The 13,836-nt window shown below is 54.2% G+C and carries 14 protein-coding genes; 5 read left to right on the top strand and 9 right to left on the bottom strand.

Annotated elements, in window-relative coordinates:
• Positions 1-67: 67 nt before the first annotated feature.
• The 4 genes from IR195_RS13140 to IR195_RS13125 all read right to left on the bottom strand — a co-directional run bounded on the left by IR195_RS13140 (position 68) and on the right by IR195_RS13125 (position 4,465).
• The gene (locus IR195_RS13140) at positions 68-1,567 is read right to left on the bottom strand and encodes a sodium:solute symporter family protein (protein WP_206047762.1); all 1,500 of its coding nucleotides are present in this window, start codon (positions 1,565-1,567) and stop codon (positions 68-70) included.
• Positions 1,568-1,723: 156 nt separating this feature from the next.
• Complete coding sequence (locus IR195_RS13135) at positions 1,724-2,116, bottom strand: RidA family protein (RefSeq protein WP_125749386.1); 393 nt, start codon at positions 2,114-2,116, stop codon at positions 1,724-1,726.
• A complete protein-coding gene (locus IR195_RS13130) occupies positions 2,113-3,600 on the bottom strand; it encodes an N-acyl-D-amino-acid deacylase family protein (RefSeq protein ID WP_206047761.1) in 1,488 nt (495 codons plus the stop codon). The genes IR195_RS13135 and IR195_RS13130 overlap by 4 nt, the downstream gene beginning before the upstream one ends.
• A gap of 1 nt (position 3,601) precedes the next feature.
• Complete coding sequence (locus IR195_RS13125) at positions 3,602-4,465, bottom strand: MurR/RpiR family transcriptional regulator (RefSeq protein WP_206047760.1); 864 nt, start codon at positions 4,463-4,465, stop codon at positions 3,602-3,604.
• A gap of 124 nt (positions 4,466-4,589) precedes the next feature.
• Here IR195_RS13125 and IR195_RS13120 point away from each other — a divergent pair, with 124 nt between their 5' ends.
• Positions 4,590-5,798: an amino acid deaminase gene (locus IR195_RS13120; protein WP_206047759.1), complete on the top strand. Its 1,209-nt coding sequence runs from the start codon at positions 4,590-4,592 to the stop codon at positions 5,796-5,798.
• Positions 5,799-5,831: 33 nt separating this feature from the next.
• Here the strand turns inward: IR195_RS13120 and IR195_RS13115 are convergent, their stop codons facing one another.
• From IR195_RS13115 to IR195_RS13100, 4 genes are all read right to left on the bottom strand, one after another.
• Positions 5,832-6,509, bottom strand: coding sequence for an HAD family hydrolase (locus IR195_RS13115; protein ID WP_206047758.1), 678 nt, complete (start codon positions 6,507-6,509; stop codon positions 5,832-5,834).
• Entirely contained in the window at positions 6,506-7,480 is a 975-nt protein-coding gene (locus IR195_RS13110) for a 2-hydroxyacid dehydrogenase (protein ID WP_206047757.1), read from the bottom strand. The genes IR195_RS13115 and IR195_RS13110 overlap by 4 nt, the downstream gene beginning before the upstream one ends.
• Before the next feature lie 43 nt (positions 7,481-7,523).
• Positions 7,524-8,492: a sugar kinase gene (locus IR195_RS13105; protein WP_206047756.1), complete on the bottom strand. Its 969-nt coding sequence runs from the start codon at positions 8,490-8,492 to the stop codon at positions 7,524-7,526.
• An 89-nt stretch (positions 8,493-8,581) separates the two neighbouring features.
• The gene (locus tag IR195_RS13100) at positions 8,582-9,598 is read right to left on the bottom strand and encodes a LacI family DNA-binding transcriptional regulator (RefSeq protein WP_206047755.1); all 1,017 of its coding nucleotides are present in this window, start codon (positions 9,596-9,598) and stop codon (positions 8,582-8,584) included.
• A gap of 183 nt (positions 9,599-9,781) precedes the next feature.
• Between IR195_RS13100 and IR195_RS13095 the strand changes: the two genes are divergently transcribed.
• From IR195_RS13095 to IR195_RS13085, 3 genes are all read left to right on the top strand, one after another.
• Positions 9,782-10,645 (top strand): methyltransferase domain-containing protein, encoded by an 864-nt coding sequence (locus IR195_RS13095; protein WP_206047754.1) that lies wholly within the window; start codon positions 9,782-9,784, stop codon positions 10,643-10,645.
• On the top strand, positions 10,642-11,631 hold the full coding sequence (locus tag IR195_RS13090) for a methyltransferase (protein ID WP_206047753.1): 990 nt from the start codon (positions 10,642-10,644) through the stop codon (positions 11,629-11,631). The genes IR195_RS13095 and IR195_RS13090 overlap by 4 nt, the downstream gene beginning before the upstream one ends.
• 85 nt (positions 11,632-11,716) lie before the next feature.
• Positions 11,717-12,445 carry an SIMPL domain-containing protein gene (locus tag IR195_RS13085; protein WP_125749353.1) on the top strand — a complete coding sequence of 243 codons (729 nt, stop codon included), beginning with the start codon at positions 11,717-11,719 and terminating at the stop codon, positions 12,443-12,445.
• 11 nt (positions 12,446-12,456) lie between these two features.
• On the opposite strand, the gene greB is transcribed toward IR195_RS13085, so the two are convergent.
• Positions 12,457-13,005, bottom strand: coding sequence for a transcription elongation factor GreB (gene greB, locus IR195_RS13080; protein ID WP_125749350.1), 549 nt, complete (start codon positions 13,003-13,005; stop codon positions 12,457-12,459).
• Positions 13,006-13,182: 177 nt separating this feature from the next.
• Between greB and IR195_RS13075 the strand changes: the two genes are divergently transcribed.
• On the top strand, positions 13,183-13,827 hold the full coding sequence (locus tag IR195_RS13075) for a hypothetical protein (RefSeq protein WP_206047752.1): 645 nt from the start codon (positions 13,183-13,185) through the stop codon (positions 13,825-13,827).
• Positions 13,828-13,836: the final 9 nt, after the last annotated feature.

The following is a 13,836-nucleotide window of genomic DNA, read 5'->3' as shown; positions in this document are numbered from 1 at the left end:
TCGGCATATCAAAGCCCCGCTGAGGTCATTCATCAGCGGGACTTTTGGGCGCACGACTGGCTAACGATTAGCGAGATGCAGCGGGCACTTCATCATTGGTGAGTGTTGGCTCGGGCACTTGCTCCATACGCTGGCGCTCTTGGTCAAGAATCGCTAATGCCTGCTCCGGGGTAACGCGGGAAGCGGGTGTCACTAGACTTACCATCACGCCTGCTACCAGTGCTGCCAGCACTGCAGGAATGCTTGGGTTACCCCAAAAGGCTGTCCATTCGCTATTGGCGATAATCGTTAAAGAGGTCACCGACGCGCAAATTAGCGTGGCGATCGCGCCCTGCCAGTTGTAGCGGGGCCAGAAGCGACCGAGCATGGCACTCACAAACAGTCCTGAAAGAATTGTCGAGATCATGCGGGTGATGTAGGTGATGACATTATCCGAGGCTAGTGCGAACAGCAGTGCCAGACCAATAGTTGCTACGAGCGCAATACGTGAGAAACGCACGACATTTCGTGCGGAGGGCGTACGGCCCGTTGCCAGCACATAAAGATCGCGAATCAGCGTGGAAACACCGGCAATTGCATCGGAGCTTGCACTCGACATGGTAGCGGAGAGGCCTGCTACCAACAGCAGTAAGCCCAGCCCAAGCGGCATGATTTCAGTGGCCAGGAAAGGGAAGGCGAAGTTGCTGTTTTCAAGTCCAGGATTAAGCGCGTGAGTCGCCATGCCGATAATGGCAGGAATGATTGAAAAGCCCAGGTAGAGAATGCCTGTAATTAAGAATGAGCGACGTACCGAGCTCACTGATTTACCTGAATAGATGCGCTGACGAAAAGAGGGCGTTGCCAGTACGCCGATAGCAATAACGGCGGCAAGCGATAGCGCGGGTAGTCCGCCAATCTGACCAATGCCTAGAAAGCTCGTGGCGCCCGCATCCATACCCGCCGTAAGCCCTGAGAAGCCGCCAACCTCTACTAGCGCCAGCACTGCCATCAAGATAAAGCCTGCGAACAGTACGACCGCTTGAATAGTGTCCGTCCAGATCACCGCGAAATAACCGCCGACCACGCAGTAAATGCCGAAGCCCAGAGCAACCAGAATACGCGCAGTCGTTAGATCAATACCCGCCATCCAAGAGAGGTAAAGGCCACCGCCAAGAATATGGGCGCCCAGCCAGCCTATACAGGCAATATAGATAAGCAGCGCGACCACATTGCGTACCAGCCGGTTGGCGCCGACGTAATAGGCGAGCTCCTCGCTCATGGTCATAAAACGCAGCTTACGAACGGGGGCAAAACACACGGCGAGTAGCAAAACCCCAATCGCGCCGCCAATACCATATAAAGCGCCAGCCCAGCCATTAGCGTAACCGAACCCAACAGCACCCATACTTGAACCAGTACCTACCATGGTGGCAACCGTGGTGCCGACGGTAAGAAAGAGCGGTACGCTTCGCCCGCCGAGTAAGAAGTCGTCGCCGCTGCCCCGTTTGTGTCTTGAAACCCACCAGCCAAACACGATCATGGCGACGATGTAGAGCACAAAGGTGGTGAGGAATAGTTGACTGTTCATGTTAACCTCTTGTTGTTGTTTATCCGGCCGTTGCCGCGGCCGGCGGTAGACAATGGAAGCGATTACCGCAGGGCTTTTTATCTTAATCACGCGGTAATCTGGCGCCGTGCCCTTGCCGGGGTGCGGCGCTTTTTTGTGGTAGTTATTTTTAGATGTTTAGGCGCGATCTGCGCGGAAACACTTCACGTCAACCTCAACTTTGCAATCCACCACCAAGTCTTGAACGCTGCAAATGCGTGCCGGGGGATTGTCGCCAAAGACCTCCTTAAACACTTTGTTGAAAGAGCTGAAATAGCGTGCATCGGTGAGCACGGTGGTGACATGTACGACATCTTCAACGCCGTAACCTGCTTCATGCATAATGGCCAGGCAGTTGTCGAAGGCGAGACGAGTCTGCTCAACAATGCCGCCTTCAACGACTTCGCCATCGGTCATGGGTGTTTGGCCGGAGACGTATAGCCAGCCACCTGCCTCTACGGCGCGGGCAAAGGGCAGCTTCTGGCCGCCGGTGCCTACGCCGCCTTCGGTGCCGTATCGCGTAATGCTCATGGAGTTTGCTCCTGGTTGGGGTGAATGGTGGGAGTTGATGGCAAAATGCGCTCTGTTCTGCGCAGCATCCTGCCAGCACGTTGGTCTGAAACTGTGCCCTGGCGATAGGCGATTTTGCCGTTCACTATGACCAGCTCGATGCCTCTAGCGGCCGCAATAGGGGTCTCGTAATTGGCAGTATCTTCAAGAATTTTTAGATCAAAAAGGGTGAGGTCTGCGTAGGCGCCTATGCGGATCACGCCACGATCTGTTAGGCCAAAATTAGCCGCCGAAAGACTGGTCATTTTGCGCACCGCTTCGGCCAGCGGCATTAGCTTTAAATCGCGGCTGTAGTGAGCCAGTACACGCGGAAATGCTCCCCAAAGGCGCGGGTGAGGATGCGGGTCGTTTGGTAAGCCATCGGAACCGACCATGGAGAGCGGATGCGCTAACACTTGCTGCATGTCCGCTTCACTCATGTTGTGGTAAACCGCCCCCGCTGGTTGTAGCTGCTTGGCAGCGTCTAAAAGAGATACTCCCCATTCAGCGGCGATCTCTTTAAGTGGGCGACGCGCCTGCTCTGGGTGTGGTGTCGACCAGGTAATGGTGATCTCAATCTCATCCGTGACCTGGCCCAGGTCGAGGGTGGAAGAGCCTGCGGTGTAGGGGTAGCAGTCGCAGTGAGCATGCTGGTGCTGGGCGGCTGCCTCTAATTTACCCAACGCCTTACCAGCGCCTCCCCAATTACCCGCACCAGCGCATTTAAGATGCGAGATCACCAGAGGCACCTGGCCACTGCGAGCAGTGGCAAATGCTTCGTCCATGGCACCTAGCAGACCCGCAAATTCATCACGAAGATGGGTGGTATAGACCCCGCCTGATTTCCCAACGGCGGCCACCAGAGAAGCCATTTCGGCGGTCGGCGCGTGTATCGCGTTGCGGTAGGCAAGCCCCGAACTAAGCCCTAATGCACCTTCATCCAGTGCTTGGCTTAGCAGCGCTTCCATGTTGGCAATTTCTTCAGCACTGGCAGGGCGGGCAAAGCTATCCATCACCTGGCTGCGTAAACTGGTATGCCCCACTAAGGCGGCGACGTTGATACTTGGTGCGGCAGCGTCCACGGCGTTGGCATAGGCGCTGAAGCTTGGGTAGCGAAAGTCTTCTAGCTTGCCCAATAGATTCATGGGGTCGGGAACTTCGCTAGCCAGCGTCACGGGGCTGGCGCTGATTCCACAATTACCCACCACCACCGTCGTTACTCCTTGTGTCAGCTTTGGCAGCATTTCGGGAGTACGAATAACATTGGTGTCGTCGTGAGTGTGGACGTCAATAAAACCAGGAGCCAGATAGCGCTCTTGGGCGTCAATAATGGTGGTGGCGGTGGCGTAGGGCATGTCACCGATGGCGCAGATACGTTCGCCTTGAATAGCCACATCGGCACGATAATGGGCTGCGCCGGAGCCATCCAATACGTTGGCGTTACGAATCAGCAGATCGTAAACCATCTTAATCTCCTAGTGGCTGGCGGTTGTCGCCACCGCGATGGTCATCGAGGCTAAGTTTGAGACGGCGTAATTTGGTTCGTGAACGCTCACGGTGGCGCATGGCAAGTTCAAGTGCTAACACGTCGATGACTGCCAGCATGGCGTAGCGGGAAGCCGAAGGGTGATAGATGAAGTCGGTTTCCCGAGAAGTAATCGGTAGCACAATGTCGGCTGTTTCGGCTAAAGGAGAATTCAGGGCGGTGATGGCGATCACTTTTGCGCCGTACTGCTTAGCAATTTGCGCAGACTCCACCATCTCAGGTGTGTAGCCAGTGACTGATAGCACAACGACGACGTCATTCGGCTCTAAGGTTGACGCCACCATGCGGGGCAAGAGCGCTTGAGGGTAAGCGCAGATCGCATAGCCCAGTCTCACTAAACGGAACTGAAACTCTTGGCAGAGAATGCTGGAACCGCCTCCTGCGCCAAATACCAATATCTGGCGCGCTTGATCCAGCAGTTCAACCGCGCCTGCCACATCGGCCTGGAAGAGCAGGTCACGGTTAAGCGCCAAGGTTTGCGCGGCAATGTCATACACCACGCTTGAACTGTCTTCGGGGGTCGCTTCTTGTATAAAACGACGACCTGCTGCTAAAGCGCGTGTTAAGCGCGTTTTTAAGTCGCGCACATTCGTACAGCCGATAGCGCGTGCAAATCGGGTGACGCTGGCATCACTTACCCCCGCGCGCTGGGCAATGTCACCGATGCTTGCTTCGGTGACAAACTCGATGTCAGCAAATATCAGCTCGGCGACTTTCTTTTCAGCTTCGCGTAGGGCAGCAAAGTCAGTGGTAATACGTGACAAGATGTCGGTTTCTTGGCTCACCGTGGACTCCTAGGGGTTGCCTGATTTAGAAAGTATGTTAGTTTCTAACTTAAAGTCAATAGTTGTGAAAGTATCTAACATTAATGTGTTTCATTAAACAGAAAACTAAACAGGAAGTGGGCGAATGCAGACAATGCCATTAGTAATGGATAAAGGCGGTGTGGAATTGGGATCAAACCTTCTATCAGGAGTCAGCCTGCCCGCTGCCGTGGTGCATGAAGGCCCACTGGCTCATAACGTAGCCTGGATGCAACGATTCGCCGAGGCTCATGGCGCTCACTTAGCGCCCCATGGCAAAACCACCATGACGCCAGCACTTTTCCAGCGACAGCTCCAGGCAGGGGCGTGGGGTATCACACTTGCCACTGCACCCCAGTGTCGTGCGGCCTTCACCAATGGTGTCACTCGGATATTGATGGCGAACCAACTGGTCGGCCAGGCCAATATGGCTATCATCGCTGGTCTGATTGAGCAGGGTGCGACGTTTTACTGTGTGGTCGATAGTCAGGAAAACGTGCGTCAGCTCGGACGTTTCTTTGCTGAGCGTGGTTTGAATTTGGCGCTACTGATTGAGGTGGGGGTCTCTGGGGGGCGTTGCGGCTGCCGCAATAAGCAGCAGATTCTTTCGCTGGCGGAGGCCATTGCTGATGAGCCAGCGCTTTCACTGGTGGGGCTAGAAGGCTATGAAGGTGTGGTTCACGGGGATAACCCCGAAGCGGGTATTCGTGCTTATGCTCACGATCTGGTGGATGTAGCGGTAGAGCTAGAAGCGGCTGGCCGCTTTGCCGAAGAAAACCCGATTGTAACGGCCTCAGGTTCTGCCTGGTATGACGTGATTGCAGAAGTCTTTGAGGGCGCACCGCTGCAGGGGCGATTTACGCCTGTGCTACGGCCTGGGTGTTATGTCGTCCACGATCATGGGCTTTATCGTGAAGCACAGTCAGCGGTATTAGACCGCCGACCGGATTTACAGCAGGGGCTTGAGCCTGCCCTGGAAGTGTTTGCCCAGGTGCAGTCGCTTCCTGAACCTGGACTTGCCATTGTGGCGCTTGGTAAGCGTGATATTGGTCATGATCAGTTACCCATTGCCCTACGTCGTTTCCGAGAAGCAGGTAGCGCCTCGCAGCCATTGCCTGTGGTTGGTTGGGAAGTGACGAAAATTATGGATCAGCACGCTTTTGTGCACCTTCCCGAAGAGGCTCAGGATGTCGAGGTCGGTGATATCGTCGCATTTGGCGCCTCTCACCCCTGTTTAACCTTCGATAAATGGCGCCAGTTGCTGTTAGTGGATGATCAGTTAAACATTAAAGAGCGTTTGGCCACCTACTTTTAAAAGAGGCTCTATGATCACTCGCCGCGACGTTGCCTACGCGCTTAAGCGTTCAATAGCGGCGGGTAGTTCATGGGCTTTTTGAATGCCAATGGCACCCTCGGGGGTAACTTCCTCGTTAGGGAAGTGGTTGAGGTGAATGACGTGCATGCCTGCTGCTAATCCTGCTTCAACTCCCACCGCCGCATCATCAATCACCACGCATTGTTGGGGTGAGTAGCCCATTGCGGCGGCGGCTTGGCGATAAAGTTCAGGGTTGGGTTTCCAGACGTTTAAGGTATAGGCGCTAAACAGCTTGTCGCCAAAATGGTGGCCTAGCTCGGTGCTTTCCAGCGCACAGCGAATTTTGGGTTCGGGGCCATTAGACACTACGGCTTTGGGGTGGCTGCTTAACTGCTCCAATGCGGCAGCCATACCCGGTATTGCTACTAGCTCAGCACGCATGCGGGTTTCCATACGTGTCCGCATGCCTGCCTCAAGCTGAGAAAGCTTGCTTTCTTCCAATGCCTGAAAACGACGTTCCAGCGTTTGCACAATTGTCAGGAAACGCACCCCGCGAAATTCATCCATATATTGCTGTGCGGAAAAGGGGAGGTGAAATTCGGGAAGAATTTCACCCATCACCTCGGCAAGTAGTACTTCGCTATTCACCAAGGTGCCATCGCAGTCGAACAGTAAGCAGAGCGGTGTTGGCGTGGTGTTAACAGCACTCATCGACATGCTTCCGGGTTGACCAGGCTGATAGGGCGTTCACCCTGGAGTGCCAAGCAAATATTATCTACCGCCCGCTGGGCCATGGCGTCGCGGGTTTCATGGGTGGCAGAGCCGATATGCGGAAGGGCGACCACATTGGGCATCTTCGCTAGCGGTGACGAGGAGGGGAGCGGCTCCTGTTCGAATACATCCAGTCCGGCTGCTTGAATAACGCCGTTTTCCAAGGCATCTATTAACGCGTTTTCGTCGATGACTTTGCCGCGAGCAATATTGATGAAGATGGCGGAGGGCTTCATCAGCGCGAATTCATTGGTACCAAGTAAATGTTCGGTGTCGGCGGTGAGAGGTACGGTAACACAGACGAAGTCGGCCTCTGCCAACAGCTCGTTGAGTTCGCGGCGCTGCGCGCCCAACTCCTTTTCAAGGGCAGGTTTGTGCGATGCATTGGAGTAAAGCACCCGCATGCCAAAACCCAAGGCTCCGCGCCTGGCGACAGCCTGGCCAATACGCCCAAACCCTACCATGCCGAGGGTTTTGCCATGTACATCGCTACCAAACAGTGCAGGGCCAATGCTGGCTTGCCATTTGCCCGCTTTGACCCACTCGGCTAATTCAACTACCCGGCGCGCGGTGGCCATGATCAGGGCAAAGCCAGTATCGGCGGTGGTTTCGGTAAGCACATCAGGCGTGTTACACAGCATAATGCCGCGCTGGGTCAGTTCCTCAGCGGGAATGTTGTCGTAGCCAACAGAGATGGTTGCGATGACTTCTAAGTTGGGGGCTGCGTCCAGCAATTGAGGGGTGATCGCCAAGCCGGAGCCGATAATGCCATGCGCTTGCGCTAGGGTGGAAAGCACCTCTTGTTGAGTGAGGTCTAATGGTTTGGATAGCCCAACTAACTGAGCGTGCTGTTCAAGTTCCACCCATTGAGATGAGCTGAGCTGCCCTAGTACGATGACGCTCTTTTTCATGCTGCCTCCTGTCGCTTGAATGGTGTTTGTGAATGCTAGTGGCTTAGCGTTGTTCTAGTGCCTGCAACTGTTGGCGACTAGGTAAGCCTTCCATATCGCCCACTACTTGAACGGCCTGGGCACCCACCAAGTTGCCGCGGTTCAATGCCTGCTGAGGCGTAAGGCCATCTAATAAGGCGCTAATCACGCCCACTGCGAAGCTATCGCCTGCGCCAACGGTATCGACTACTTCAGCGACTGGTCGACCAGGAACTAAATAACTTTCAAGTGAGCCGCTGATGTTGCCGCGATAGTAGCTGCCTTCTGGCCCCAGCTTAATAATGACGGCCTTGGCACCGCGGGCTAGATAGAAGTCGGCAATTGCTTCAGGCGATTCGCACCCAGTCAGCAGGCGACCTTCGGCCAGCCCTGGTAATACCCAGTCGGCTCGGCTGGCAAGTTCATTTAAGGTAGTGCGCATGGCGTTTTCGTTGGGCCAAAGTGACGGACGCAGATTGGGGTCAAAGGAAATACTCGCACCATGAGTACGCGCCTGTTTCATCAAGTGGCGGGTAAGCTGGCATGCGCTTTCAGATAAGGCTGGAGTAATGCCTGTTGCGTGTAGGTGGGTAAGTGCCTGAAAGTCGACATTCTTAGCATCCTCGATAGAGAGGTGGCTCGCGGCACTGCCTTGTCTGAAATATTCAACTCGCGGGTCAGCGCCGTCCTGTGCACGCTCTTTAAAGAGCAGCCCTGTGGGGCGCTGTGAGTCAGTGTGAATATGCTGGCTATCGATACGCTCAGCTTCCAGTGCTTTGCGAATAAATTGGCCGAAACTGTCATTGCCCACTCGGCTTAGCCAGCTGACCTGAAAGCCCAGCCTGGAGAGGCCGATCGCGACATTATTATCGGCACCCGCCAAACGGCGATGAAAGTGCTCAATGTGTGCAAGGGGGCCGGGGGCATCGGCGACAAACATGGCCATGGCTTCGCCGAAGGTCAGTATTTTGGGTGCAGAATCAGGCTGTGTCATAGGGCGTCTCACACGCTTTGTTGTTTATTGGGAACGATACCATTTAGGGGTGTCAGTTGTACGGCGTCTCGCTGCGTTGCAGGTAAGGGCTATCCCGAGGGGGAGGTGCTACCCCGGATAATCAGCGTTGGTGAGTGTAGGGCTTGCACGGCTTGCTTACCGGGGTGTTGGGGAAGCTGATTAAGCAGGCAGGCGACGGCGGCTTGGCCAATCGCATCGGTTGGTTGAGCAAGTGTGGTAATGCCCGGCGACACGAGCTCACACCACTCCAATTCATCAATGCCTAGTAAACCGATTGAGCCCATCGTGAGGCCAAGGTGCTGAAAACTGCGCACCATCGCGAGCGTTACGTTGCCGTTGGCGCACAATACTGCTTTGGGAGCGCTGGCAGGACGTTGGCTAAACTCGCGCAAGGTTGGCAGGGCTGAATGTTCATCTAGGCTGTTTAGCACTAGCGTCTGACTGTCTAGGCCTAGGGTTTTTACTTGCTGCTTAAATCGTTTCAGCCGTTCTTGGCGAGCGCTGGCATGTTCTGGCGCTTCACTTACATAAAGCACTGAGCGATAGCCTTGCTGTACTAAGTGATCCAGTGCCATATCAATCGCCTGGGTGTTATCGAGCCCAATGACTTCGGCATCGAGCTGGCGAACTTCGCGGTCAAGTAGCACCAATGGAATACCGCTGCGCATTAATGCTTGTAACTGAGGTTCAGGTTGCCCTGCCGCATTGATAATCAGGCCTTCCACTTGGTAGGCGGCTAGCGATGCTAGTTGCGTTTGTTCTTGCTCTGGGTCGTTATCGGTATTACACACGATCAGCGAATAGCCATGGGCTCGCGCAGCCTGCTCCACGCCATGTACAGCGGCAACCGAAAAAGGGTTACGTATATCAGCCACTAGCATACCCAGCAGCCGTGAGCCTCCGCCTTTTAAGCCACGCGCCATGAGATTGGGCTGATAGCCCAATGTGTTAGCTGCCTGTTCAATCTGTGACTGGAGTTTGGCTGTTAGTCGTTCGCGTTCTGAACCGAAATAACGTGAGACGCTGGTTTTTGATGTACCCGCTAATTTGGCAACTTCGATGAGGGTGGCCCGAGATGACGGCATAAGTGGCGTGTTTCTTGAATAAATGGGAACGTTCCCAAATTAGCTGTTTTCGATTCGAAAGGCAATACTCATAGTATGGCTTGGCATTAACAATTACCCCTCGTCGTCTCCGCTATCGAAGCAAGCCTTCTGCTCTCAGGCAGGTTAAACTAGGCGACTTTGAGTCAACGCTTGGCGCCCTGCATGCATCCCCTTGATACCTCAACAAGTCATATTTCAAACAGCCATATTGCAAAAGGCTATGAGTTAACCCAAGCGGGAGATCGCTATTTCGATGGCTTGGTTGATAAGTTCTCTCGTTCGCTTTATCAAGCGCCCCGTGGCGAGCTGCGGCTGGCGATGCTGGATTATTTGCTGCCGCAAATGCTGCGCCTGACAGCACAGCCAGTACTTGATGTTGGTGGTGGTTTAGGACAACTTTCGGGCTGGTTTGCTGAGCGTGGGCACGCGGTCACCATGGCAGAGCCTTCCCAGGATATGTTGGCTCATGCAAATGCATGGCACGACGAGCGATGTGCTGCTGGTGCTTGGCCACCCGAACAGCTGCGCTATCTTGCCGCGCCACTTCAGTCGTTGCCCCAGCAAGCGCCTGGGCCATGGCCGCTTATTACCTGCCACGCTGTGCTTGAGTGGTTAGGAGAGCCTGAGCAGGCTGTGCAAACGCTGGCGAGTCTGCTTGCCCCCGGCGGGCAGTTAAGTTTGATGGTGTTTAACCGCGATGCGTTGCGTTTTTCCAACGTCATCAAAGGTAACTTACAAAAAGCGCTTAGCGATCAGCTTGAGGGCAAAGGTAAGCGACAGCGGTTAACGCCTATCTCACCGGTCACCCACGATGAAGTGTGCCTATGGGCAGCGAATAACGGTCTGCGCATGGATGCCGTTGCCGGGATACGAATCTTTCAGGACTATTTACGCCACCCCTCTGCCGAAGAGACCGAGCAAGCGACGCTGCTGGCACTCGAAAAGCAGTATTGCCGCCAAGATCCTCACTGGCGGTTAGGTCGCTATTTACTTTACACCTTCACCAAACCTAAGGCTGATGTATGAGCGCTCAACTGCCTGCTTGCCAACTCCTTGAACGTTTCTATGGCCAATCGGCTAACTTATGGCCCGTTGCGCCGCCTGCTGATGCCTGGTTGCAAGCCCACTCCACGGCAATGATAAGTGGGGATGTGGCGTTGCGTGAACACTGGTCATCCGGCGGTAAAGCAGCCGTCAGCCCGTTTGATGCACCCTTTATTCAGCAGGCTGGGCAGGTGGTGCTGTTTTGGCCGAAGGCACATCAGTTGGGAATCTGGTGGCTAACATGGCTATGTCACGTGCTGCCTGAAAATACCCCGCTTGATGTTGTTGGTGAGCATCAGGGAGGCATCAAGCGCGTACCTAAGATATTGAGTGAGTTAGGCATGCGCTGCGATAAGCTCGATAACGCTCGTCGTTGCTCGTTGTTTGCTACGCGCACGGTAGCGATGGAGCAGCCGGACACTGCGTGGCAAACCTTTGACGCGCTGGATTTAAAGCTGGTGAGTCATCCTGGTGTCTTTGGTCACGGCAAGGTCGATGAAGGCACGCGTTTAATGCTCGATAGCATTGAGGCTAGCTTGCCCAAAAAGCCGCTTAGCGTGATGGATATGGGCTGCGGCGACGGCATTATTAGTGCTTGGCTTGCAGCGCGAGGTCATCAGGTCACCGCCGTAGATGTCAGTGCGTTTGCGGTGGAGGCGTGCCGCCGAACGCTAGCAGCCAACCAGCTTAGTGGGCGAGTGCTTGAGAGCGACGTCTATTCAGCGCTTGGGGGAGAGCAGTTTGATCTGATAGTGAGTAATCCGCCGTTTCATCAGGAGCGCGAGATTACCTATGGCCCTAGCGCACGGCTGATTTCAGAAGCGCCCAATCATTTATCGGCCAAGGGGCAGCTCGTGTTAGTGGCGAATGCCTTTCTGCCTTATCCTGATGTGCTGGAAAGCACCTTCGGTGGTTTTGAGACCTTGGCAGATAATCGGCGCTTTAAAGTGTATCGAGCCGCTAAATAGCAAGCGCCACTGCTGAGACGACTATTTACGTCTATGATGCCATTTGTAAGCCTTGTTTCGGCTACACGTGTAAAAGGAGATGGAAATGACAGGAAGCGTTCGTACGACAGCGGTAATTGGCAGTGCGTTGATCTTGGGCGGTTTGTTGGCGCTGGGGCTGGTGTGGGGAGGCAGTTACTTCAAAGGGGCTGCGGAGGTTTGGCAGCAATCTTCACGCAGCGTCACTGTACGTGGCTTGGCCGAGCGAGAAGTGGCGGCAGATATGGTGCTATGGCCACTCAACTATACTGTTAATGCCAATTCGCTTTCTGACTTAGAGCGGCAACTTTCCAGCAATGAGCAGTTAATTCGCCAATTTCTGGATGACCGTGGTTTCGATGAGGACAACGTAAGCGTCACGCCACCGCGTATTACTGATCAATTTAGCAATATGTATGGTGGCGAACGTCCAGACGAGCGCTATCGCGCTGAGGCTACGTTGTTGCTACGTACTGATAATGTTGCTGGGGTGATAGATGCGGTGCCCCAAGCCACAGCGTTGGTACGTCAAGGCGTGCTGTTGTCGCCTAGCTATGAATACCGCACTGAGTTTTTGTTTACTGGCTTAGATGACATTAAGCCTGAAATGATTGCTGAGGCGACAGCTGATGCACGTAATGCAGCCCAGCAGTTTGCCGAAGACTCTGGTAGTGGTGTTGGGGGAATACGCCAAGCGACCCAGGGCTACTTCTCGATTGAAGATCTTGATAGCTATACACCCCATATTAAGCGAATCAGAGTCGTTACTACGGTGGATTACGCGTTAGTAGAGTAGTCTTTGCCGCCTCAAGTAGACGGTGATTTCATGCCCGGATAACGGATCGCTGTGACGGTGTAGAACGTCTCGCCATTGGGTGTGAGTACCGTGATATCGTCGTCTACTTCTTTCCCGAGTAGTGCTTTGGCCATGGGGGCGTCGATGCTGATCCAGCGTTTTTTAGTATCGATTTCGTCATGGCCAACAATTCTAAGATGAATTTGCTCTCCGCCTTCATCTTCCAAATCTACGTACGCGCCGAAAAAAACCTTGCTGGTGTCAGCGGGTAGGCGATCAACAATTTGCAGTTCGTCCAGCCGTTTTGTTAGGTAGCCAATACGCGCGATAACGCGGTTTAGCTCTTTTTTGTTATAGGTGTAATCGGCATTTTCACTGCGGTCACCCTGGGCGGCCGCTTCGCCAACTTTGGCCGAAATAGCGGGGCGTTTAACTCGCGATAGATGGTCCAGGACAGCGCGTAGACGAGCCGCACCCTCTGCTGTGATCAGGTTGCTCTTAGGTTGTTGACGCGGGTCTTTCGCTGGGTCGCGCCAGCGCGTCATATTTCGGCCTTTCATTGCGTTTTTCACCTCCTCAAAGAGCACCAGCTTACGCTAATGACAGTGGGGTTAACAAAGCGCTTATTTATTGGCGATTCATTCAAACGTTCGTTACATTATGGGTGTAGGGGTTCAAAACCCCAGAACCAAACGTATTGCTTGCTAGAAAGCACAAAAATAAATCAGGAGCTTATTATGCGCACATCCCCTTTTTCTCGTTTAGTCATTGCAGCGGCATTAGGTAGCGCCTTAGCGTTAGCCCCATTAAGCGTGTCGGCGTATGAAAGCGATGTGTTCTCGCTAAAGAATCGTTGGGAACACACGGTTACTGAGATGCCTGCTAACGAGCGTGAGAGCACGCTTAAAGCGCTAGCCAGTGAGGTTGAGCAGCTGGCTAACCAATATCCTGATCAAGCGGAGGTATTGGTCTGGCAAGGCATCGTGCTGGCTTCCTACGCACGTGAACGCGGCGGTCTTGGTGCATTAGGCACCGCGGGTGATGCCCGGGATGTGCTGGAGAGAGCCATTGAAATCGACCCACAAGGCGGCAATGGCTCGGCTTATGTCACGCTGGGAGCGCTATATGACCGTGCCCCAGGCAGGCCATTAGGTTTTGGCAACAGCGATACCGCTGAGCGCATGTTTCAGCGCGCGCTAGAGATTCGCCCAGACGGTATTGATGTGAACTATTATTATGCGGCGTTCTTGAAAGAAGAGGGCAATAGCGAGGCGGCTCGCGAGCATGCACAGCGCGCGGTGAATGGTACTGCACGCGAGACCCGTCAAAAATCTGATGAAGCGCTGCGCCGTGATGCCGAGATACTACTTGGTGAGCTGTAGACCCTAAAC

Origin of the sequence: Vreelandella venusta, assembly GCF_015689495.1 — a bacterium.
In the GTDB taxonomy this organism is placed as follows: domain Bacteria; phylum Pseudomonadota; class Gammaproteobacteria; order Pseudomonadales; family Halomonadaceae; genus Vreelandella; species Vreelandella venusta.
The sequence above is the reverse complement of the archived record's forward strand: the minus strand, read 5'-3'. Positions and strand labels throughout refer to the sequence as shown.

Coding starts and splice junctions, on each gene's coding strand:
- IR195_RS13140 (WP_206047762.1), bottom strand. CDS start 1,567: ATGAACAGTCAACTATTCCTCACCACCTTTGTGCTCTACATCGTCGCC.
- IR195_RS13135 (WP_125749386.1), bottom strand. CDS start 2,116: ATGAGCATTACGCGATACGGCACCGAAGGCGGCGTAGGCACCGGCGGC.
- IR195_RS13130 (WP_206047761.1), bottom strand. CDS start 3,600: ATGGTTTACGATCTGCTGATTCGTAACGCCAACGTATTGGATGGCTCC.
- IR195_RS13120 (WP_206047759.1), top strand. CDS start 4,590: ATGCAGACAATGCCATTAGTAATGGATAAAGGCGGTGTGGAATTGGGA.
- IR195_RS13115 (WP_206047758.1), bottom strand. CDS start 6,509: ATGAGTGCTGTTAACACCACGCCAACACCGCTCTGCTTACTGTTCGAC.
- IR195_RS13110 (WP_206047757.1), bottom strand. CDS start 7,480: ATGAAAAAGAGCGTCATCGTACTAGGGCAGCTCAGCTCATCTCAATGG.
- IR195_RS13105 (WP_206047756.1), bottom strand. CDS start 8,492: ATGACACAGCCTGATTCTGCACCCAAAATACTGACCTTCGGCGAAGCC.
- IR195_RS13100 (WP_206047755.1), bottom strand. CDS start 9,598: ATGCCGTCATCTCGGGCCACCCTCATCGAAGTTGCCAAATTAGCGGGT.
- IR195_RS13095 (WP_206047754.1), top strand. CDS start 9,782: ATGCATCCCCTTGATACCTCAACAAGTCATATTTCAAACAGCCATATT.
- IR195_RS13090 (WP_206047753.1), top strand. CDS start 10,642: ATGAGCGCTCAACTGCCTGCTTGCCAACTCCTTGAACGTTTCTATGGC.
- IR195_RS13085 (WP_125749353.1), top strand. CDS start 11,717: ATGACAGGAAGCGTTCGTACGACAGCGGTAATTGGCAGTGCGTTGATC.
- greB (WP_125749350.1), bottom strand. CDS start 13,005: ATGAAAGGCCGAAATATGACGCGCTGGCGCGACCCAGCGAAAGACCCG.
- IR195_RS13075 (WP_206047752.1), top strand. CDS start 13,183: ATGCGCACATCCCCTTTTTCTCGTTTAGTCATTGCAGCGGCATTAGGT.